This window comes from Microbacterium sp. NPDC056736, assembly GCF_042790415.1.
Classification (GTDB): domain Bacteria; phylum Actinomycetota; class Actinomycetes; order Actinomycetales; family Microbacteriaceae; genus Microbacterium.
Genome location: NZ_JBHTZE010000001.1, coordinates 726,585 through 747,945, shown reverse-complemented (window position 1 = coordinate 747,945; position 21,361 = coordinate 726,585). Strand labels below are relative to the sequence as shown.

17 protein-coding genes and 3 tRNA genes are annotated in these 21,361 nt (G+C 71.0%); 6 read left to right on the top strand and 14 right to left on the bottom strand.

The window, feature by feature from the left end; translation table 11 throughout:
* Positions 1 to 2: 2 nt before the first annotated feature.
* The 6 genes from ftsH to tilS form a co-directional block, all read right to left on the bottom strand.
* Positions 3 to 2,009, bottom strand: a complete 2,007-nt coding sequence (ftsH, locus tag ACFRAL_RS03400; protein WP_336393806.1) for an ATP-dependent zinc metalloprotease FtsH — start codon at positions 2,007 to 2,009, stop codon at positions 3 to 5.
* A 136-nt stretch (positions 2,010 to 2,145) separates the two neighbouring features.
* The gene (gene hpt / locus ACFRAL_RS03395) at positions 2,146 to 2,697 is read right to left on the bottom strand and encodes a hypoxanthine phosphoribosyltransferase (RefSeq protein ID WP_336393807.1); all 552 of its coding nucleotides are present in this window, start codon (positions 2,695 to 2,697) and stop codon (positions 2,146 to 2,148) included.
* Positions 2,698 to 2,706: 9 nt separating this feature from the next.
* On the bottom strand, positions 2,707 to 3,159 hold the full coding sequence (locus ACFRAL_RS03390) for a hypothetical protein (protein WP_378879728.1): 453 nt from the start codon (positions 3,157 to 3,159) through the stop codon (positions 2,707 to 2,709).
* Positions 3,160 to 3,225: 66 nt separating this feature from the next.
* Positions 3,226 to 5,124: a hypothetical protein gene (locus ACFRAL_RS03385; protein ID WP_378879725.1), complete on the bottom strand. Its 1,899-nt coding sequence runs from the start codon at positions 5,122 to 5,124 to the stop codon at positions 3,226 to 3,228.
* Positions 5,121 to 5,390 (bottom strand): hypothetical protein, encoded by a 270-nt coding sequence (locus ACFRAL_RS03380; RefSeq protein WP_336393810.1) that lies wholly within the window; start codon positions 5,388 to 5,390, stop codon positions 5,121 to 5,123. Before ACFRAL_RS03380 ends, ACFRAL_RS03385 begins: the two co-directional genes overlap by 4 nt.
* A 92-nt stretch (positions 5,391 to 5,482) precedes the next feature.
* The gene (gene tilS / locus ACFRAL_RS03375) at positions 5,483 to 6,478 is read right to left on the bottom strand and encodes a tRNA lysidine(34) synthetase TilS (protein ID WP_378879722.1); all 996 of its coding nucleotides are present in this window, start codon (positions 6,476 to 6,478) and stop codon (positions 5,483 to 5,485) included.
* A 170-nt stretch (positions 6,479 to 6,648) separates the two neighbouring features.
* Here tilS and ppa point away from each other — a divergent pair, with 170 nt between their 5' ends.
* A complete protein-coding gene (gene ppa, locus ACFRAL_RS03370; RefSeq protein WP_336393812.1) occupies positions 6,649 to 7,182 on the top strand; it encodes an inorganic diphosphatase in 534 nt (177 codons plus the stop codon).
* A 64-nt stretch (positions 7,183 to 7,246) separates the two neighbouring features.
* Here ppa and ACFRAL_RS03365 read toward each other — a convergent pair whose 3' ends face one another.
* A complete protein-coding gene (locus tag ACFRAL_RS03365; RefSeq protein ID WP_378879719.1) occupies positions 7,247 to 8,668 on the bottom strand; it encodes a M23 family metallopeptidase in 1,422 nt (473 codons plus the stop codon).
* A 218-nt stretch (positions 8,669 to 8,886) separates the two neighbouring features.
* Between ACFRAL_RS03365 and ACFRAL_RS03360 the strand changes: the two genes are divergently transcribed.
* The 3 genes from ACFRAL_RS03360 to ACFRAL_RS03350 all read left to right on the top strand — a co-directional run bounded on the left by ACFRAL_RS03360 (position 8,887) and on the right by ACFRAL_RS03350 (position 9,206).
* Positions 8,887 to 8,959, top strand: a tRNA-Glu gene (locus ACFRAL_RS03360).
* A gap of 22 nt (positions 8,960 to 8,981) precedes the next feature.
* Positions 8,982 to 9,055 (top strand) — tRNA-Asp (locus ACFRAL_RS03355).
* Positions 9,056 to 9,133: 78 nt separating this feature from the next.
* Positions 9,134 to 9,206, top strand: a tRNA-Phe gene (locus ACFRAL_RS03350).
* Between the two features lie 85 nt (positions 9,207 to 9,291).
* Here the strand turns inward: ACFRAL_RS03350 and ACFRAL_RS03345 are convergent.
* Positions 9,292 to 10,005, bottom strand: a complete 714-nt coding sequence (locus ACFRAL_RS03345) for a ThuA domain-containing protein (protein ID WP_336393814.1) — start codon at positions 10,003 to 10,005, stop codon at positions 9,292 to 9,294.
* A gap of 90 nt (positions 10,006 to 10,095) precedes the next feature.
* Here ACFRAL_RS03345 and ACFRAL_RS03340 point away from each other — a divergent pair, with 90 nt between their 5' ends.
* A complete protein-coding gene (locus ACFRAL_RS03340; protein ID WP_336393815.1) occupies positions 10,096 to 11,115 on the top strand; it encodes a LacI family DNA-binding transcriptional regulator in 1,020 nt (339 codons plus the stop codon).
* Positions 11,116 to 11,127: 12 nt separating this feature from the next.
* On the opposite strand, the gene ACFRAL_RS03335 is transcribed toward ACFRAL_RS03340, so the two are convergent.
* On the bottom strand, positions 11,128 to 13,011 hold the full coding sequence (locus ACFRAL_RS03335; RefSeq protein ID WP_378879714.1) for a beta-L-arabinofuranosidase domain-containing protein: 1,884 nt from the start codon (positions 13,009 to 13,011) through the stop codon (positions 11,128 to 11,130).
* Between the two features lie 67 nt (positions 13,012 to 13,078).
* On the opposite strand from ACFRAL_RS03335, the gene ACFRAL_RS03330 reads away from it, so the two are divergent.
* Complete coding sequence (locus ACFRAL_RS03330) at positions 13,079 to 15,265, top strand: alpha-galactosidase (protein WP_378879711.1); 2,187 nt, start codon at positions 13,079 to 13,081, stop codon at positions 15,263 to 15,265.
* A gap of 6 nt (positions 15,266 to 15,271) precedes the next feature.
* On the opposite strand, the gene ACFRAL_RS03325 is transcribed toward ACFRAL_RS03330, so the two are convergent.
* From ACFRAL_RS03325 to ACFRAL_RS03305, 5 genes are read right to left on the bottom strand one after another with little or no spacing between them, the layout of a single operon-like run.
* A complete protein-coding gene (locus ACFRAL_RS03325) occupies positions 15,272 to 16,354 on the bottom strand; it encodes a Gfo/Idh/MocA family protein (RefSeq protein WP_378879708.1) in 1,083 nt (360 codons plus the stop codon).
* Positions 16,351 to 17,106: a ThuA domain-containing protein gene (locus ACFRAL_RS03320; protein WP_378880223.1), complete on the bottom strand. Its 756-nt coding sequence runs from the start codon at positions 17,104 to 17,106 to the stop codon at positions 16,351 to 16,353. The genes ACFRAL_RS03325 and ACFRAL_RS03320 overlap by 4 nt, the downstream gene beginning before the upstream one ends.
* 35 nt (positions 17,107 to 17,141) lie before the next feature.
* On the bottom strand, positions 17,142 to 19,463 hold the full coding sequence (locus tag ACFRAL_RS03315) for a beta-glucosidase (RefSeq protein ID WP_378879705.1): 2,322 nt from the start codon (positions 19,461 to 19,463) through the stop codon (positions 17,142 to 17,144).
* Positions 19,463 to 20,371: a carbohydrate ABC transporter permease gene (locus tag ACFRAL_RS03310; RefSeq protein ID WP_378879702.1), complete on the bottom strand. Its 909-nt coding sequence runs from the start codon at positions 20,369 to 20,371 to the stop codon at positions 19,463 to 19,465. Before ACFRAL_RS03310 ends, ACFRAL_RS03315 begins: the two co-directional genes overlap by 1 nt.
* Entirely contained in the window at positions 20,371 to 21,348 is a 978-nt protein-coding gene (locus tag ACFRAL_RS03305) for a sugar ABC transporter permease (RefSeq protein WP_336393821.1), read from the bottom strand. The genes ACFRAL_RS03310 and ACFRAL_RS03305 overlap by 1 nt, the downstream gene beginning before the upstream one ends.
* Positions 21,349 to 21,361: the final 13 nt, after the last annotated feature.

Below are 21,361 nucleotides of genomic sequence, written 5' to 3'. Positions count from 1 at the left end.
GCCTACGCGGTCGCGGGCCGCGCCTGCCCGCTGGGGCGACGCTTGGGCGCCTTCTCGGCCGCCGGCTGCTCGGCCTCGACGCTCGCGGCGAGGCCGGCCTCGTCGCGGCGGTGCGGCACGTCCACCGGCGGCAGCGACGACGGCGGCCGCTGCTCGCTGGAGAGCCACTGCGGGCGCGGAGGGAGGCGCTTGACGTCCTTGAAGATCTCGGCGAGCTCGATGTGGTCCAGCGTCTCCTTCTCGAGGAGCGCCAGCGCCAGCGTGTCGAGCACGTCGCGGTTGTCGTTGATCACCTGGTAGGCCTCGTTGTGGGCCTGCTCGATGAGGTCGCGCACCTGCGCGTCCACCCGCTCGGCGATGCGCTCCGAGAAGTCGCGCCCGTGACCCATGTCGCGGCCCATGAAGACCTCGCCCGAGGACTGACCCAGCTTGACCGGTCCGATGTCGCCGGTCATGCCGTACTCGGTGACCATCTTGCGGGCGATGCTGGTCGCCTTCTCGATGTCGTTCGATGCGCCGGTGGTCGGGTCGTGGAAGACGATCTCCTCGGCGACGCGGCCGCCCATCGCGTACGCGAGCTGGTCCTGCAGCTCGTTGCGCGTGACGGAGTACTTGTCGTCCAGCGGCAGCACCATCGTGTAGCCGAGTGCCTTCCCGCGGGGCAGGATCGTGACCTTCGTCACCGGGTCGGTGTGGTTCATCGCCGCCGCCGCGAGGGCGTGGCCGCCCTCGTGGTAGGCCGTGATGAGCTTCTCCTTGTCCTTCATGACGCGCGTGCGGCGCTGAGGGCCGGCCAGCACGCGGTCGATCGCCTCGTCGAGCGCGCGGTTGTCGATGAGCTGCGCGTTCGAGCGGGCGGTGAGGAGGGCGGCCTCGTTGAGGACGTTGGCGAGGTCGGCGCCGGTGAAGCCGGGCGTCTTGCGGGCGACGACCTCGAGGTCGACGCCGTCGGCGAGGGGCTTGCCGCGGCCGTGCACCTCGAGGATCTTGGCGCGACCCTTGAAGTCGGGCGCGTCGACGCCGATCTGACGGTCGAAGCGGCCGGGGCGCAGAAGGGCCGGGTCGAGGATGTCGGGGCGGTTGGTGGCCGCGATCACGATGACGTTGACCTTGGGGTCGAAGCCGTCCATCTCGACGAGCATCTGGTTGAGCGTCTGCTCGCGCTCGTCGTGACCGCCGCCCATGCCGGCGCCGCGGTGGCGGCCGACCGCGTCGATCTCGTCGATGAAGATGATGGCCGGGGAGTTGTCCTTGGCGGTGTTGAACAGGTCGCGCACGCGGCTGGCGCCGACGCCGACGAACATCTCGACGAAGTCCGAACCCGAGATCGAGTAGAACGGCACCCCCGCCTCACCCGCGACGGCGCGGGCGAGGAGCGTCTTGCCGGTTCCGGGAGGGCCGTACAGCAGCACGCCCTTCGGGATGCGGGCTCCGACGGCCTGGAACTTCGACGGGTCCTTCAGGAAGTCCTTGATCTCCTCGAGCTCCTCGATGGCCTCGTCGGAGCCGGCGACGTCCTGGAAGGTGACCTGCGGCATCTCCTTGGTCACGAGCTTGGCGCGCGACTTGCCGAACTGCATGACCTTGCTGCCGCCGCCCTGAGCGCTGGAGAGCAGGAACCAGAAGAGCAGGCCCAGAAGGAGGATCGGCAGGAGCAGCGAGATGAAGCCGTCGAACCAGGTCGCGCGCGGGACGGCGTCGTTGAAGCCGTCCTCGGGCTCGGCCGCGTTGATCGCCTCGACGACCTCGTCGGCGCGCGCGGAGACGTAGTAGAACTGCACGTCGCTCGCGCCGTCGTACTCCTTCGACAGCGTCATGTCGACGCGCTGATCGCCGTCGGTGTTGACGACCTCGGCGACGGTGTCACCGGCGAGGAGCTCGAGCCCCTCCTGCGTGGAGATCTGCTTCGCGCCGTTCAGGCTCGAGATGAGCGAGAAACCCACGATGAGGAAGACCCCGATCAGCAGGACGTAGAAGAGCGGATTGCGTGTGATCTTCTTGAAGTCCATGGTGCGGGCGAGAGCCCGACCCCTTTCGTCGACGTTCCGCCGCAGACGGAAAGGGCCCGTCGACGGTTGAATCAGGGTATCGCGGGCTTCCTAGGCGCTGACTGTGCATTCGCCCCGGGCGTAATCGGCGGGGGCTTCAGGAATAGACGTGCGGGGCCAGCACGGCGACGTCGCGGAGGTTGCGGTACCGCTCGGCGTAGTCGAGGCCGTAGCCGACGACGAACTCGGTCGGGATGTCGAAGCCGACGTACTTGCAGCGCACCTCGACCTTGGCCGCCTCGGGCTTGCGCAGCAGGGCGAAGACCTCGACGGATGCCGCGCCGCGGGCCGCGAAGTTCTCCAGCAGCCAGCTGAGGGTCAGGCCGGAGTCGATGATGTCCTCGACGATGAGCACGTGCTTGCCGAGGATGTCGGTGTCGAGGTCCTTGCGGATCTGCACGACGCCGCTGGACTTCGTGCCGGCACCGTAGGACGACACGGCCATCCAGTCCATCGGCGCGAGCATCTTCAGTGCCCGCGAGAAGTCGGCCATGACCATGACGGCGCCCTTGAGGACGCCCACCAGCAGGAGGTCCTTGCCCTCGTAGTCCTCGGCGACCCGGGCGGCGACCTCCTCGAGCTTGGCCTGGATCTCCTCCTCGGTGACGAGGACTTCCGTGATCTCGCTGGAGACGTCTGCCGCACGCATGCGACGAGTCTACGGGGCGGTGGCGGCCGAGCCGCGAACGGTCTGAGGGCTTACGACGAGGACCTCGACGACCTCCGCCATCTCGGGTCTCGTCCTGACCCAGGTGACCTCGATGTACCACTGGTCGCCGTCCACCTCGCGCCGGAAGCCGTCGGCGATGCGGTCCCCGCCCTCGGTCTCGCGCACGCGGGCCTGGCGCCACCCGTCGGACTCCAGTGACGCCGCGATCGCCGCGGCGGCGTCGGCGGAGGCATCCGTCTGCGGAGCCAGGTTGACGCTCTCGCGCGCCTGCCACCAGGCGGGATCGGATGCCGCAGCTGATCCCTCGCTCGGGCCGAAGCGCGGCTCGGACTCGCTGAAGCCCGAGGCGGGAGCGAGGTCGTCGGGGATCAGCGCGACGGTGTCCTCGAGAAGCCGATCGGCCTCAGCGTGGTACTCGTCGAGCCGGCTTTCTGGCGTCATGCTGCATCCTCCGAGGGCGAGTGCGAAGAAGACCGCGGCGGCGGCGGCGAGGAGTCGGCGCATGCCTCAGTCGACCTCCGTGTAGACCGGCTCGTAGTCGTCGCGGTCGATGCCGTCGATCACGATGGGGCGGCCACCGGCGACGACGATCTCGTCGTCGGCGAACACCTCGGCATCGCCGCCGGTGATGACCGCCACGATGTTCTCGAACGCCGTCGACCCGGGCGTGTAGAGCGAGCTGTGGCTGTCGATGGCGCTCGGCGTGCCGTTGCCCGGGACGTTGTAGTCCTCGATGTCGTCGCTGTCGGCGCGAGCGGCGTCGATCACGCCCGTCTCCAGCCGGATCACGCCGTCGGCGGTCAGGGTGGACTGCCCGTGCAGCGCGTGGAGATCGCCCTCGCGACCCTGGATGAGCCCCACGACCATGTCGTTGCGGCTCATCATCGCGTAGTGGGGCACGTCTGAAGTATGCGGGAAATCGGCGACGCCCGAGACGCCGTCGCCCATGCCCGCAGCGGCGACGTACAGCACGCGGTCGGCGCGGAGGCCGGCGGCTTCGGCGAGGCCGACCGTCGCCCCGCCGTAGCTGTGCCCGAGCACCGTCGTGGTCGCGCCCGCCGGGACCACGATCCCCGCGGTGAAGTCCCGCAGGCGCGGAGCGAGGGCGTGCGAGTACGACGTGCTCATGGCCTCGGGGATGGACTGCGGGAACGCGCCACCGGCCCACTGGAACACCGCCGACGTGCGACCGGCCGCCGCCTGCAGGTCGGCCGCGCGGGCGTCTCCGAACGCGGTCATGTCCGAGCCGGTGCCGGGAACCGAGACGGCGACGGACGTGACCCACGCCGGGATGTCACCGGTGACCGGGTCGAGCGGGCCGTGATACGTGGCGATCGCCTGACGCGCCGGGTCGAAGACCACGACGCGGGCGCCGATCTCGGTGCGGCTCGCACCGGACGCGTCGATGACCTGGATCTCCTGCGTGAGGAGGCCCTCGTACGCGTCGATGAGGCGCTGCTGCTCGGCGATGAGCGCCCCGTACGCCTGCTCGACGGCGTCGCGGCTGTGATACGCGCGGCCGAGCGCCGCGTCGCGGGCGGCTTGCAGCCGTTCGATCTCGGCGCGCCGGGCGGAGATCTCGTCCTCGATGTTCAGGCGGTTCGCGGCGACGCGGTCGCCGATGGGGACCCCGTCGAGGTTGCCGATGACGTGCGGGGCGCCGGCGATCAGCGCTTCCCGCTCGGCGTGACTGAGGCTGTCCCACACCTGCCGCACGAGACCCGGATCGCCGAGCGCGGCGATCTGCTCCGCCGTCACGGCGTCGGTGTCGCCCGCCCACAGCGCGGTCGCCGCCACGAACCCGCCCCTGCCCACCGCGCCGTCGTGCGTGAGCTCGGTGATGAGCGGGATCGCCGCGAGCCGGGCGGCCGTGTCGTCGTCGAGCCGGTCCCGCTCCTCGCGCAGAGCGTTGTACGCGGCGCGCGACGACCGGTAGTCGTCGATCGCGGCCTGCCAGCTGTGGAGCAGCGACGGGTCGTCGAGGTACAGCCACGACGGCAGCACGTCGTCCCAGTCCAGTGCCCACCCGGCCACGAACTCCGACGCCGCATTGAGAGCCGCCTCCCGCCGCGAGCCGATCGCCGCGTGGTCGGCCGCGGCCCGCTGGAGCGCGGCTTCCGCGCGGCGCTGGAGGTCGGCGACGGCGTCGGCGTAGCCGTCGAGCACCCCCGCCGCCTCGTCGGCCGCGTCGGCGACGGCCATGAACCGCCCCTGGGCGACCGTGACGCGCGGCCGCAGCGCGTCGACACTCCGAGCCGTCACGGCGGCGAGCGCCGCGAGCGCCGCGCGGGTGGACGCGCTCTGGTCCCGTTCGACGGCCGCGCGGCCCCGGAAGAGCCCGGCGAGGTCGCGGATGGCGTCGACGCTTCCTTCGCCGGGATCGGCGGCGAGGCCCGGGAGGCTCATGCGCCGGCCCCCGCCATCCGGGCATCCAGGGCGCGCAGCTCGGTGTGCACGGTGTCGACGTCCGCCGACAGCTCCGCCGCAACCCCGGCCAGCGCGCTCATGGCCTGGCGGATCAGTGCGTCGACGTCGCCGACCGCGGACGCCACGACGCCCGAGCCGACGGCGGCGAGCGACGGGCAGAACGGGTCGACCGGGGCGACTCCCGCCTGCGTGAGGTGCGAGGTCGCCGCGGCGAAGTCGGAGTCTTCGAATTCGACGTCGGCCATGTCCCGACACACGCTAGCGGCGTCGGGTCCAGCGGCCGACGGGGACAATTCCCCATGTCCGCAGGCGTAGCGCCGGCCCCGCGATCGCGGCGTCAGCGGGCGGTGAACTCTATCCGGCCGCCCACGCGGCGGGCGCGGCATCCGGGCAGATCGATCGGGCCCTGACCCGTCCAGTCGGTCACGAGCCGTGCGACCTCGAGGGTCTGGGTGCGCGTCAGGCTCTCGTGGAACTCGCTGGACACGACATGGCGGATGATGCGGTGGCGGAGAGCGGCGGGATTCGCGGCGAGGGCCGCGGCCGAGACCGAGATGCCGGCCTCCGCATGCTCGACGAGGTCTTCGATGGTCTCGTCGATCATCTCGTCGAAGGCCTCCGCGTCCTCGCGCAGCTGGGCCGCGGTGCGCGCGAGCGCCTCGGCGATGCCCGGCCCGAGCTCGGCCTCCAGCACCGGCAGCACCGTCTGGCGCACGCGCACCCGCGCGTAGCGGGCGTCGGCGTTGTGCGGGTCGTGCCAGGGCGTGAGCCCCGCGGCCGCGCAGGCCGCGTGCGTGGTGGCCCGCCGCACGCCCAGCAGCGGGCGCAGGAGCGCGACGCCGTCGAGGTCCGCCGCATCCGCCATCCCCTGCAGACTCGTGGCCCCGGCACCCCGCGCGAGGCCCAGCAGCACCGTCTCGGCCTGGTCGTCGAGCGTGTGACCGGTGAGGATGGCCGTGGCCCCCGCCGCGCGGGCGTGGGCGCGCAGCGCGCCGTAGCGCGCCTCGCGGGCAGCCGCCTCCGGCCCGCCCGCGTCTCCGACCTCGACCCGGGTGACGTGCGCCCCGAGCCCGAGCGCCTCGGCCTGCCGGGCCGCGACGGCCGCGGCATCCGCCGATCCGTCCTGAAGCCGGTGGTCCACGATGACCGCGGCCACCCGCAGCCCGAGCTTCGGCGCCTCGAACGCCGTCGCGGCGGCCAGCGCGAGCGAGTCGGCCCCGCCGGACAGCGCCACGATCACCGTCGAGCCCTGCGCGAGGCCGGTGAGGGCGCGGCGGACGGCCACGCGCACCTCGGCGACGGCGGGGTCGAGTCCGGGTCGGGGGTCGGTCACGCGACCCACGGTACCGGCCGACGCCGCGCGCCCTCGCGAGGATCCGTGCGTCGCGGGGGTGCGCACCGGCGTGTCGCCCGGATTCACGACGACGTTGAGCAGTTAGGGACCGGCCGAGCACCGGAACTAGGCTTGTCGCGGCAATCCACAGTCTTCGAAGGAGCACCGCTATGGGCGCGTACGACGCCGTCATCGAGATCCCGCGCAACAGCAAGATCAAGTACGAGGTCGACCACGGCACGGGCCGGGTGTTCCTCGACCGCATCCTCTACACGCCGATGGGCTACCCGACCAACTACGGCTTCTTCGAGAACACCCTCGGCGAGGACGGCGACCCGCTCGACGTGCTCGTGCTGCTCGACCACGACCTGGCCCCCGGCATCCTCGCGCAGGTTCGCCCCGTCGGCGTGCTGAAGATGAGCGACGAGGCCGGCGGTGACGACAAGGTCGTGGCCGTGCTCGCCAAGGACCCGCGCTGGGCGCACATCCAGGACGTCGCCGACATCCCGGAGTACACCCAGAAGGAGATCACGCACTTCTTCGAGCACTACAAGGACCTCGAGCCCGGCAAGTGGGTCAAGGTCGACGAGTGGGCGGACGCGGCCGAGGCCGAGCGGCTCGTCGACGAGGCCTTCGCACGGTTCGCCGAGCACGAGGGCCAGACCAAGACCCAGGGTGAGGGCGTCGCGCCGAACACGCTCTGACCTGTGCACATGCGGAGAGCGGATGCCGAGGCATCCGCTCTTCGTCGTTCTGGGGGTCTGCGGTTCAGACCGAGATGCCGCGGTCGGCCATGAAGTAGATCGGGTTGACGGGGTAGCCGTTCCAGTACGTCTCGAAGTGGAGGTGGCAGCCGAACGAGTTGCCGGTGTTGCCCTCGCTCGCGATGAGCTGCCCCGCGCCGACCCACTGGCCGACGCCGACGAAGATGCCGCCCGAGCGGATGTGGGCATAGCCGGTGCCGATGCCGCCGCCGTGGTCGATCTTGATGTAGTTGCCGTAGCCGCCGTTCCAGCCCGCGTAGACGACGCGTCCTGCGGATGCCGCGTAGATGCCGGCCCCGCACCCGGCGGCGAGGTCGACGCCGTAGTGGAATCCGCTCGAGCAGTAGCTGTTGCCGCACTGCACGGTGCGCGGGCCGTATCCGGAGCTGCGCCATCCGGAGGACGGGCGAGCCCATCCGGTCCCGATGACCGCGCCGCCGCCGCCGCCGCCGCCTCCGCCGCCTCCACCGCCCCCGCCTCCGGCGGCCGCCTGCTCGCGCGCGATGCGCTCGGCCTCGGCGCGCGCGGCTGCGGCCGCGGCGGCGCGGGCTGCTTCCTCCGCCGCCTTGCGCACGCGCTCGCCCTCTTCGTACTGGGCGACCGTCTTGGCGGTGGTGTCCTGGAGGGCGGCCAGCTGCGCCTCGAGCTCGCCGCGCTTGGCGTTCTGTGCGTCGAGGGCGGCCTGAGCCTCGTCGGCGGCCTTCTGGGCTGCCGCCATCTTCTCTTCGGCGATCTTCTGCAGGCGGTCGCGCTCGGTGCGCTGCACGGCGGCCTGGTCACTGAGGCTCTGTGCCGAATCCCGTGCCGTGACGGCCTGGGCGTACACCGCCTGGTTGCGCTGGACGAGCTTGTCCATCGTGCCCAGGCGCGCGAGCAGATCGTCGGCCGAGGAGGCCGACCCGGCGAAGAAGAGCTCGAGCGACGTGTCGTCGCCGCCGTTGCGGTACAGCTGCGCGGCGACGCGTCCGGCCTTGTTGGTGGCGTCCAGCGCAGCCGCCGCCTGCTCGTCGGCCTGCTGCTGGAGCTGGTCGGCGCGGAGGGCCGCATCGAAGTACTCCTGCTGCGCCACGTAGAACTCGTCGGCCAGCTGCTGCGCGATCTGCCGCTTCGAGGCGACATCGGCCTCGAGCCCGGCGATCAGGTTCTGGATGTTGACGATCTCGGCGGCCTTCGCGGCCTCGTTCGCCCTGGCCGCGGCCACGTCGTCCCACGAAGGGTAGTCCGCGGCGAACGCGGGGCTCACGAGCGGCCCGAGCACTGCGCCCCCTGCGCTGAGCGCGGCGACGCCGAGGATGCCGAGTCCGAGCGCGGTGCGGCGGTTCATCGAGGGCCACAGCCGACGCTGCTCGAGCGGAGTGGGAGCGCAGCCGCAGTCGTCGACGGCATCGTCGGATGAGGCTTTCGCGGTGACTTCGTCGAGCTGCACCGGACCCTCCCCTCGCGGCGTCACTCTTTTCACACTAGCAACATCGGTAACATGCGCAAACCCCCACCTGCGCACGTCCGCCGCCGCTTCGGGCAGCGGTCACTGCGCAAGTCTCCGCCTCCGCCGCACGTTCCACAAGAGCGGCGCGCCCTCGATTCGCGTTTTGCCCGGCGATTACGTATGCTTGGTCCTCGGCAGTGAGCCCCCAAGGTTCACCCGGCCCCATCGTTTAGCGGCCTAGGACGCCGCCCTTTCACGGCGGTAGCACGGGTTCGAATCCCGTTGGGGTCACTCCACACAAATCAATAAGCATGGCCCTGTAGCGCAGTTGGTTAGCGTGCCGCCCTGTCACGGCGGAGGTCGCGGGTTCAAGTCCCGTCAGGGTCGCTCCGAGCGACGGGCCCTTTTCTCGAAGAGGGCCTTTCGTCTAGGACGCGGCAGGTCTTGCAAGAGAAACCACCGTGCGGCTCTGTAGCTCAGTTGGTAGAGCGTTCGACTGAAAATCGAAAGGTCACCGGATCGATGCCGGTCGGAGCCACAAGGGTGATCGTTACAGTCACCCCAGGAACCCTCGCGTAGCTTCTACATCGCGGGGGTTTCGCTTTCCCGCAGCCGGGCCGACGTCAGGAGCTGCGAGTCGCCCACAGCATCCCTCTTTCGATGATCGTGCGAACGCTGACGTCGCGGAGGACCGACAGGCTGTGGCCCGGAGTCGCGACGAAGACGCGGCCCTGCCCCCACTCGCGCGTCCACACGGCCGGCGAGGTGATGGGGCGCTGCCAGGGGTGATACGGCTGGACGGAGTGCGTGGTCGTGGCCAGCACGTCGTTGAGGTCGTCGCTCAGCACCCAGTACTGCTCGGTGCGAAGGGTGAAGTCCTCCACGCCGGCCATGATCTCGTGCGAGCGCCCGAGCTCGGTGAGATCCACGGTGTAGCAGAGGAAGTTGTCGCGCTCGTCACCTTCGCGCGCATCGGGGTGCTTGGACGGATGGGTGGCGAACTGACCGCCGATCAGCTGCAGGTAGTCGGAGCTGTCGCGATACGAGTCAGCGATGCCGCCGTGCCACCCGGCCAGTCCCGTGCCCCGCTCGACGGCGCCGCGCAGGCCTTTGAGCGCGTCGGCCGAGATCTCGGACATCGTCACGCACTGCACGATCAGGTCGGTGCGGTCCATCTCGTCGCGGTCGGCGTAGACCTCGTTGGACTCCTCGATGCGCACGTCGAACCCCCGCTGCTCGAGGAAGGGCAGGAACATCTCGGTCGCCTCGACGGGTCGGTGACCTTCCCATCCCCCGCGCACGATCAAGGCGCGGCGTCCCTCGCGAGTCGTCGTCATCGACCTCATCCCTCCGCATCGACGGGTGCTACGCCGTCACAATGCCAGCCGACGGAAACGAAACGGATGAAGTTTGCGCAAAATGGTTGCATGACCGATGGTGCACGAGTGACCCTCAGCGCGGTGGCCCAGCGCGCGGGGGTGAGCATCGCCACGGCGTCGCGGGCGCTGCGCGCGCGCGGCGAGATGTCCGCCGATACGCGAGCGAGGGTCTTCCGCGCGGCCGCCGAGCTCGGCTATCCCGGCACCGGCGCAGGGAGGGGCCGACCGCGCCGCGGCACCGCGTTGATGTTCGACCTCGTGCTCGGGCACTTCCACGACCCGTACACCGAGGAGATCACCGCCGGCGCCCGCACCACCGCCTCGTCGCTCGGCTACGACCTCGTCCTGACAGCTGAGCGGGACGACCCGGCCGACGACTGGCCCGAACGCATCCGCTCCCGCGGCTCCGCCGGCGTCGTCACCGGTCTCATCACCCCCACGAGCGCGCAGATCGTCGCGATGCAGCGTGCCGGCATCCCCCTGGTGCTGATGGAGCCGCCGTCCGAGGCGTCGAGGCCCCTGCCGAGCGTCCGCACGACCGACCGGGCAGGAGGCTCGGCGGCCGCCGAGCACCTCATCTCGCGGGGAGCCCGTCGCTTCGTCGTCATCGGCGGCGCCCCCTCCTACCGCTACGGCCGAGCGCGCGTCGAGGGGTTCACCGCCACCCTGGGCGAGCTCGCGCCCCAGGCGCCGTGCGTGCGTACGAGCGCGGACTGGAGCGCGTGGGACGCTCGCCGCGCGTGTGCACGGGCGCTGTCGGAGCTCGGCGGCGAGGGGCCGGTGGGGATCTTCGCCTGCTCGGACGAGATGGCCGCCGGCGCCTATCGGGCCGTCGCCGACAGCAGGCTCACCATCCCCCGCGACGTGCTCGTGGTCGGCTTCGACGATGTTCGAGGCGCACGGTGGCTGCATCCGTCCCTCACGACGATCCGCCAGCCGATCCGCGAGATGGCGGCGACCGCGGTGCGGCTCCTCGCCCGCTCCGCAGCGGGCGAAGAGGTGGCACCCGATGCGATCGTCATGCCGACCGAGCTCGTCGAGCGCGGCTCGACCCGCGCCGCGATCTAGAGATCGGCGCAGCTACGCCGGGCGCACCGGGAAGTACACGGAGTAGCGCTCGTCGACCACCTCGTGCAACGGCACGAACCGGATCGCCTGCGGCTGCCCCACGCTGCGATGGCGCACGAGCCACTGGGTCCACTGCCGCTCGTCGTCGGGGGCGAGCATCGTGGCCGGGTCGCCGGGATCGCCGATGAGCGACACCTCGCGATCGACCAGGCCCGCCAGGACCGTCGGGCCCTCCACGAAGGCGACCGTCGACGGCTCGTCCGGGATCGGAACCGTCCGCACGGCGAAGGGGAACTCCACGGCGATCTCGGTCTCGCCCCCGGGATGATCGATCTCGAGCCACCGGTCGGCATGGCGCCAGGACGCCTCGGTGTGCACGCGGGGCGCGGCCGATATCCACGCCGGCACGCGCAGACGCACCCGGTTCGCGCTCCCCGTGACGGTGACGCGCACGCGCAGCGCGCGCGGACGATGGCGGTCGCCGCCGGGTCCGGCATTGGCGTCGGGGCCGACGTACCGCGCGTCGTCGAGGAGGACGATGTCGATGCGCGCGTCGCGCTCGGGGATTTCGGCTCGGACAGGCACGTACTGCGCCACCGTCACGGCGGCGCCCGGTCCGGCGTACACCGCTGACTGCGCATGACGGGTGTGCGCCTGGACGAGCGTGCCGTGGCAGCACCAGAAGTCCTCGGTGGGGCTGCCCCACTCCTTGCGCGCGCCGCCTTCGAGCGGGAGGAAGTACGCCACCATGCCGGTGCGCGGGTTCTGCTGGGCGAGCAGGCCGTTGTGCAGGTTGGTCTCGATGTAGTCCAGCGCCTCGACGTCTCCGGTCCAGCGGAAGATCACGCCCGCCAGCCGGATCATGTTGTACACCGAGCAGTGCTCCTGGGTCTTCGGCCCCCGACGGGCGGCGAAAGCGAAGGGCGGCGTCCAGATCTCACCCGAGGTCTGGCCGCCGGTGCAGAAGGTGCCGCGCTCGACGACCGCCGACCGCCAGTAGGCGGTAACGACCTCGCGCCACCGCTCGTCGCCGGTGACCTCGTACGCGCGAGCGGCTCCGAGCACCTCGGGAATCGTGGTGTTGGCGTGCATGTTGGTGAGCACGTCCTCTCCGGCCCGAAGCGGGTCGAAGAGGGTGCCGTGCCAGTAGCGGTCGAGCAGGTCCCGGTACCGCTCGTCGCCGGTGGCCTCGAGGAGATCGGCCCAGACCTCCAGCATCCCGCCGGTCTCGACCTCCAGGATCTGCTGGAATCTCCCGGGGTCGAACCCGCGCGCCCACCGTGCGATCGCCCCCGCCGCGCGGTGCGCGATCCCCAGCGCGCGCTCATCACCCACATCGCGCCACACGTCGACCAGTCCCATCAGCGTCTTGTGGATCGCGTACTGGGGCGCCCACGTCTCGCGACCCTCACCCAGTCGCCGCAGGAACGACTCGGGGGTGGCGAACACCCACTCGCCGCCGTTCTCGTCCTGGCACCGCTCCAGCCCCGCCACCACGTTCTCGAGGCGACCGCGCAGCAGCGGGTCGCCCGTGGTGGCGACCTCGCGCGCCGCGGCCGACATCCAGTGCCCGAGGAAGTGCCCGCGCAGGAGCGACCCCGGGGTCTCCCAGCCCCAGTGGCGATCGAGGCCGCGGTCGGCGAGGTCGGCGCGCGACGGATGCAGGTGCCACGCCTGATCGGTGACCCCGGCCTCGAGAAGGTGATTCTGCAGCAGATTCCGCTCGGTCAGTGACGCGACGTACTCGCGGTTGAGGCGTCGGCGGTTCTCGAACGTTCCGGACGTGAGCCGGATCCGGCCGGGCTCGAGGGCGGTGGCGGACGGAGCGGGCGAGCCAGGGGCGTCGGCGGCAGTGCGGGGCGCGGCCGAGCGGCGCGCGGCAGGGTTCGCAGTCACGGTTTCTCCTCGGTGAGATCGATCTCTGACTGTACTCCTCTGCACCTCGACCACCACAATGGTCCGTATGAGCGAACTTCGCGTGGTCCACCTGTCATCCGCCGACGTGTCGCTGGTGGTGGCCCAGCACGGGGAAGAGCTGCCGGCGATCGTGCACTGGGGCGCACGCCTGGACGTGTCCGGCGACGACCTGCGCACACTCGCCACCATCGACGATCGGCCGGGATTGTCGGCGGATTCCGACGTGCCGTACCGACCGAGCGTGCTCCCGGAGCACTCGCGCGGCTGGTTCGGACGACCCGGGCTGAGCGTGCACCGCGGGGGTCGCGCATGGTCTCCGCGCTTCCGCGCCGCGCCGATTCATGTGGCGGGAACCGCGGCCGCCGTCGGCGCGACCTCGCTCGGAGCGGCGGGCATCACCGTCGAGGCGAGCGACGAGTGGGCCGGCATCGCGGTCACCCTGGAGATCGATCTCACTGCCGGCGGCCTGCTGCGCACACGTGTAGGGGTGCGCAATACCGGCACCGGAGCGGGCGAGGTGGACGTCGTCGAAGCGCTGCTCGCACTCCCGGTGCCCCTGCGTGCGAGCGAGATCCTCGACTTCAGCGGCAGATGGGCTCACGAGCGCATTCCGCAGCGTCACCCCGTGGTCCGCGGCACCCATGCGCGGGTCTCGCGCCGCGGCCGCACGGGCCTGGACGCCACCACCGTCCTCGCCCTCGGCGTGCCGGGATTCGCCGCCGACACCGGTGAGACATGGCTCTGTCACGTGGGGTTCAGCGGCGACCACGAGCACGCCGTGGAGCGCACGGACGGCTTCCTGGCGTTCCGCGGCGGCGAACTGCTCCTTCCCGGGGAGGTGCGCCTGAAGGCCGGTGACCAGTACGTGTCCCCGTGGATCTTCGGCGCCTACGGCGACGGGTGGGACGCGGCATCCGCTCGGTTCCACGCCTACCTGCGGGAGCGCAATCGCGCCGGCACGCGTCCGCGACCGGTCACCCTGAACGTGTGGGAGGCGGTGTACTTCGATCAGGATGCCGCAACCCTCACCGAGCTGGCCGAACAGGGCGCCGCCCTCGGCGTCGAACGGTTCGTGCTGGACGACGGCTGGTTCCGCGGGCGACGGGACGACCGCGCCGGCCTCGGCGACTGGGAGCCGGATCCGCACGCGTGGCCGGACGGGCTCCGGCCCCTCGCCGATCGGGTGCGCTCGCTGGGGATGGAGTTCGGGCTGTGGGTCGAGCCCGAGATGATCAACGAGGACTCCGACCTCGCCCGCGCCCATCCCGACTGGATCCTCCGCGCCCGCGACACCCTGCCCGCACGCTACCGCTTCCAGCAGGTGCTGGACTTCACCAATCCCGACGCGTACGCGCACATCCTCGGCCGGCTGGACGCCCTCGTCACCGAGATCGGCGTGAGCTATCTGAAGTGGGACCACAACCGCGATCTCGTCGACGCCGGGCATCCGGCCACCGGCGCCCCGGCGGTCCACGAGCAGACTCTGGCGGTGTACCGGCTCCTCGACGAGCTGCGGCACCGGCATCCACAGCTCGAGATCGAGAGCTGCGCGTCGGGCGGAGGGCGGGTCGACCTCGGCATCCTCGAGCGCACCGACCGCATCCATCCCTCCGACAGTCACGACCCCGTCGACCGTTTCCACATCCTCGGCTGGACGGGCCTGCTCGTGCCGCCGGAGATGATGGGATCGCACGTGGCCTCGGCGGTCTCGAGCACCACCGGACGCACCTCCACGCTCGCGTATCGCTGTGCCGTGGCGTTCCTCGGGCACTTCGGCATCGAGTGGGACATCCGCGAGCTGACCGACGACGAGCGGGAGGTGCTCTCGACGTGGATCGCGCGCTGGCGTCGTCACCGCGACCTCATCTCCACCGGACGAGCCGTGTCGGGCTCGAGCGACCTCGCCGCCCCGTCGCTGCGGGGCGTCGTGTCGCCCACCGGCGACGAGGCGATCTACACCGTCGTCACGCCGGCCACCAGCGCCGACGCGATGGCGCACCTGCGTCTTCCCGGGCTGGACCCGAGCCGCCGCTACCGGCTGAGGGCGAGCGCGCCCGAGTCGCTGGGTCCGCCCTGGCAGGTGCCGGCCTGGCTCGACGCGGCGACGCTCGACGGCGACGACGACGCCGCGGCGCCCGTGCTCAGCGGGGCCGCGCTCGGGATCGTGGGGCTCGACTTCCCCGTCTTCCACCCCGAGCGCGCGGCCGTCCTGCACGTCGAGGTGGTCGACTGAAGGGCGTCAGCGCGGCGGTGCCCCGCGCCAGCGCGTGATCGCCTCGGCGACGGCGTGGTCGCCCGCTCCCCGCGCCGCTTCGGCGGCGTGTGCGGATGCCGCGGCGAAGACGTCGTCGAGGCGCACCGACTCACCGGACCGAGCCGAGGCGAGGGCGGCCTCGACCATCGCGAGGCTCCAGATGTTGGCCCGCACTTCGCCGGAGGGGGTCGGGCCGCCGTCCAGCGCGGCGACGAACTCGGCCAGCGCGGCATCGAGCCCTTCGTCCCCGTCCCCGACCGGCACCGTCCGCGGCTCTCCGTCGCGACCCTGGGCGCTCACCCCGGCTTCGCCGTCCCACGTCACCGAGCCGGCGGCGGCGCTCGCGCGCCACGATCCGTTCCACGAGGTCGTCAGGCCGTCGGCGCACCAGCTGCCCGAGTAGGAGAAGCGGGCGCCGTCGTCGAAGCGGAACACCGCTTCTGCCGCCGCGCCCCCGCGGTACCAGCTCCACGGCGGCGAGAACTCGTCGCAGTACACCGAGACGGGGTCGGCGCCGAGCACGTATCGCGCCTGATCGAAGGTGTGGATGGCCATGTCGATGAGGAGGGGCGATTCCATCTCGTCCCGGAATCCGCCGAAGCGCGGGTTCTGGAAGAACAGCGCTGTCAGCTGCGCCGCGCCCCCGGCGGCGGCCACCTCGTCGCGGAAGGAGCGGATGCCGGCGGAGTACCGCCGGGACTGGCTGGTGGCGAGCAGCACACCGGTGAGCTCGCTCACCGCGGCGAGCGCGAGCGCGTCAGACACGGTCGGGGTGACGGGCTTCTCACTCAGCACGGGCACGCCGTGCCGGAGCGCGGCTTCGCTGACCGCCCGGTGCGCCTCGGGGATGGTGACGTTCAGCAGCATCCCCGGGCGTCCTGCGGCGGTGAGGGCCTCGTCGACCGACGCGACGCACGGGATGTCCCACCCGCGCTCGTCGGCGGCCGCGCGTGCGGCCCCGACCGACACGTCCACGATCGCGCTCACGCGGAGGTCGTCGCGGCGGGCGACGGTGTCGAGCCACGCGCGTCCCATCCCGCCGGCGCCGACGACGACGACGTCCCTCATGCGAGCACCTCGCCGTCCCACTCGCGGGGCGTGTCGAACTCGCCGGCGCGGTGCATCGTGAGGCGCGGGACGACGCGGGGGCGCTCCTGCCTGGCCCACGCCGCCGCGTTGGCGAGCACCCGCTGGATCTCTGGCTGGTGGTAGACGGGGTACTCCTGATCGCCGGGCGAGAAGTAGAAGATGCGCCCGTGACCGCGCGAGAACGTCATGCCCGAGCGGAAGACCTCTCCGCCGGTGAACGTGGAGACGAACACCAGCTCGTCGGGGACGGGCACGTCGAAGAACTCGCCGTACATCTCCTGCGAGGGGATCACGATCGGATGCGGGACGCCGACGGCGATCGGATGCGTCGGCGCGACCGTCCACACCAGCTCGCGGTCGTCCGCCTGCCGCCAGCGCAGCGAGCACGTCGTGCCCATGAGGCGGATGAAGATCTTCGAGAAATGGCCCGAGTGCAGCACGACGAGCCCCATCCCGGCGAGGACGTGACGCTGGACGCGCTCGACCACGGCGTCGTCGACCGCGTCGTGGCGCAGATGACCCCACCAGAACAGCACGTCGGTCGCTTCGAGTCGCTCCTCGGTCAGGCCGTGCTCGGGGTCGTCGAGCGTGGCGGTCTCGACGACCGCGTCGTCCGGCAGCAGCCGGCGGAGTCCCGCCGCGATCGTGCCGTGCATGGTGTCGGGGTACAGCCGCTGCGTCGTCTCGTCGTGCTTCTCGTGGTGATTCTCGCCCCACACGAGCACGCGGATCCCTGGGTCCGGTGCTGATGTCGTCCGTCCTGATGTCACTGCGCTGACCTTCCTTCCGTGCCGTCCTCAGCCCACGCGGTCCGGCCCGCCCGGGCGAGGAGGATGCACCGGTCTCCGGACAGACGCACCCGCGCCTCGACGGGCCGATCGGCGGCCGACGGCCCCGCCGAGAGCATCACGACACCGGGGTCGACGGCCAGGCGGCCATCGGCGCCGGTGGCGGCCAGCCGTGCCGCCTCGAGGGTGAAGCGCACGGTGCGCCGCTGCCCGGCAGGCACGTGGATGCGGGCGAACCCGACCAGCTGCACGTCGGGGCGCACCACGGACGACGACGGGAAGGATGCGTAGAGCTGAACGACCTCGATGCAGTCCTCGCCGCCGTTGCCGACGGTCACCGCCACCTCGGCTGCTCCCGTCGTGGGGACGATGAGCGGCGTGGAGAGGTCCTCATAGGCGATCCGACCGGGAGTGAGGCCGAAGCCGAACGGGTACAGCGGGGTGGGGTCGGCCACCGTGATGCCCGCATTGTGCCGGCCCAGAGGCGGCTGCAGGTAGGTGCCGGCGGCGGCGGGCGACCGCGGGATCTGCACCGGCAGCCTTCCGCTCGGGGCCACACGCCCCGAGAGGACCCCGGCGACGGCGGCGGCCCCCTCGGCTCCGGGGAAGAACGCCTGCACGATCATGCCCGCCGCGCCGTAGTCACCGAGGGCGTACGGCCGCCCCGACACGACGACGAGCGCGGTCGGTGTGCCCGTCGCGAGGACCGCCCGCACGAGTTGGTCCTGGCGGCCGGGCAGTCGCAGATCGTCGGCGTCGCATCCCTCGCCAGAGGTGCCGGCGCCGAAGAGCCCCGCCACGTCGCCGACGACGAGGATCACCGCATCGCTGTCGCGGGCCAGGTCCACGGCCTGCGCGATCCGGGCGTTCTCGTCGCCCACGATCGCGCACCCGGGCTCGGTGACGACGACGGATGCCTCGAACTCGGCGCGCACCGCCTCGTCGATCGTGGGGATCGCGATGCCGGGGTCGTGTCCGGGGTACTTGGTGAGGACGTGGTTGGGGAAGGCGTAGCAGCCGAGCAGGCTGCGGTACTCGGCGGCGGCCGGGCCGATGAGGCCGATCTGCGCCCCCGGCCGCAGCGGCACCGTGCCGTCGTCCTTGAGCAGGACGATCGATTCCTCGGCCAGCCGCGACGACAGCGCGCGATTGCGGTCGCCGTCCAGGCATACCTGTTCCGCACCGTCCGGGACGATCGCCCCGCCGTCGAGGAGTCCCGCCTCGATCTTGTGGCGCAGGTGCCGGACGGCGGCACGGTCGATGTCACTCTCGTCCACCAGCCCCTCGCGCACCAGACGCGGCAGGGCGGCGTATGCCACCGTCGAGGGCAGCTCGACATCCACGCCCGCCCGGAGGGCCAGCGCACCGGCGGCCGCGGCGTCGGCGGCCACCCGGTGCATCGACACCAGGAACGGCACGGCCCAGTAGTCGGCGACCACCGTGCCGTCGAAACCCCACTCGGTGCGAAGCACGCCGTCCAGCAGCTCGCGGTTGGCGGTGCTCGGGATGCCGTCGACGTCGGTGTACGAGGTCATGACGCTGCGGGCCCCGCCCTGCCGGAGCGCCGTTTCGAACGGGGGCAGCACCGTGTCGGCGAATTCGCGCGGGCCCATGCTGACCGGGGCGTGGTTGCGGGCTGCGCGCGAGGCGGCATACCCGGCGAAGTGCTTGAGGGTGGCGATGACGCCGGCGCTCTCGAGCCCCGCGACGTAGGCCGCACCGATCTGGCCGACGACGTAGGGGTCCTCGCCGAGGGTCTCCTCGACGCGGCCCCAGCGGTAGTCGCGCACGACGTCCAGGACCGGGGCGAGTCCCTGGTGCACGCCGATCGCACGCATGTCCTCGCCGATGGCGCGAGCCATCTCGCGCACGAGATCTTCGTCGAAGCTCGCGGCCCACGCGAGCGGGGTGGGGAAGGCGGTGGCGCCGAACGCGGCGAGACCGGTGAGGCACTCCTCGTGCACCAGCGCCGGAATGCCGAGCCGCTGCTGCGCGATCACCTTCCGCTGCAGCTCGCGTAGCCGGGCCACGCCCTCGGGCACGGTCACCGGCGCCGTGCCGTACACGCGGGTCAGCTGACCCAGGCCGTGGGTGAACGGGTCACCGGCGTCGGAGGCGTCGGCGTCCGCCTCGAGCTTGGGGGCGAAGGCGTCGGCGGAATCGGTGAGCCACACCGACCCCAGCTGCGCGACCTTCTCTTCCAGAGTCAGTTCGTCGACGAGTGCCTGGGCGCGCTCTCGCGCGCTCAGCGTCGTATCGCGCCACCGACCCTCGTCGACGACGCCTGCGTTCACGCTCATCAGCCCTTGAACGCTCCGTCCATGATCCCGGCGACCATGCGACGGCCGACGAAGAAGAAGACGATCAGCAGCGGCAGGGTGGCCATGAACGACCCGCCCATCGTCAGCGCCAGGTCGATCGTACGGTTGGCCTGCAGCTGCTTCAGCACGATCTGGACCGTGAACAGCTCGGGCGACTTCAGCACGATGAACGGCCACATGAAGTCGTTCCACACCGCCGTGAAGGTGATGAGCCCGAGCACGAACGCCGCCGGACGCACGACGGGGAAGCCGATGCGCCAGAAGATCTGCCAGCTGTTGGCCCCGTCGATGCGCGCGGCCTGCATGAGCTCGTCGTTCAGCGTCGTGGCCATGTGCTGACGCATCCAGAAGATGCCGAAGGCGCTCGCCAGCCCCGGAACGATGATCGCCTGCAGCGTGTCGACCCAGTCGAGCCACGAGATGATCAGGTACTGCGGGATCACACTGAGCTGCGCCGGCACCGTCATGGTGAGCAGCACGATCAGGAACAGTGCGTTGCGGCCGGGGAACTGCAGTTTGGCGAAGGCGAAGCCGGCCAGTGCGCACAGCAGCGAGGCGATCACCGCGATCGACAGCGACACGATCACGCTGTTGAGCAGCGATTGGAAGAACGGCACGGTGTCGAAGACCTTGCCGGCGATCTCGAAGAAGTTGAGCCCGGGGTAGAGGCGCGGGGGGATCGAGGTGACCGCCGAGGCCCCCACCGACGCGATGACGAACATGTAGTACAGCGGGAAGACGCTGACGAGCACCGCGATGATGAGCATCAGGTAGACGGGCCACGACACGCGGCCTGCCCGGGCCCCGCGCCCGGGGCGACGCTTCTGCGGACGAGTGAGCGCCTCCTGGCCCGCCTGCGGGACCGCCTGATCGATGACGTCGGACATCAGCGCGCCTTCCGGGTGCGAGTGGTCAGGTAGAAGTTGATGAGCGACACGACGACGACGATGAGGAACAGTGCGACGCCGATCGCCGAGCCGTAGCCGAACTCGAACTGCCCGAAGCCCTGCTCGTAGAGGAACAGCGCGAGCGTCTGGCACTGGCGTCCGCCACCGCAGGTGAGCCCGGACTCGGGTGCCACGAGAAGCGGCTCGGTGAAGATCTGCAGCCCGCCGATCGTCGACATGATGACGGTGAAGATGATGATCGGGCGCAGAGACGGGATGGTGAGGTGGATGAACTGCTGCCACCCGGATGCCCCGTCGACCGAGGCCGCCTCGTACATCTCCCGCGGGAGCGCCTGGAGCCCCGCGAGGTAGAGCAGCGTGTTGTAGCCGAACCAGCGCCACATCACCATCGACGAGATGACGATCCACGACCCGACCTGCGAGGACAGGAAATTGACCGCGGGGATGCCGAAGATGCCGAGCACCCAGTTGATGAGGCCGAAGTTGCGGTCGAAGATCTGGGCGAAGACGAGCGCGGTGGCCGCCACGGAGGTGATGTAGGGCACCAGCAGGGCCATGCGGAAGAAGTTCGCCCACTTGAGCATGGCGTGGTTGAGCAGGTGGGCGAGCCCGAGCGCCAGCAGGAGCTGCGGGATCGTGGAGATGAGGAAGATGCCGAACGTGTTCACGAACGCGTTCCAGAAGCGGGGGTCCTGGAACAGCCGCTCGAAGTTGGCGAGTCCGACGAAGGTCTGCTCGCCGATGGGGTTCCAGTCGAACAGCGCCACGTAGAAGGTGAAGACGAGCGGGAACAGCCCGAAGATCGCGAAGATGACGAAGAACGGCGCGATGTAGACGTACGGCGCGATGCGCTCGCCGAAGCTCTGCCGGATGCGCGACGGCGGTCGGTCAGCTCGGCGGGTCTTGCGCACGGAGATGAGGGTGGCGGTTTCGGTCGCGGGAGCGGTGACGGTCATCTTCCTTAGCCTC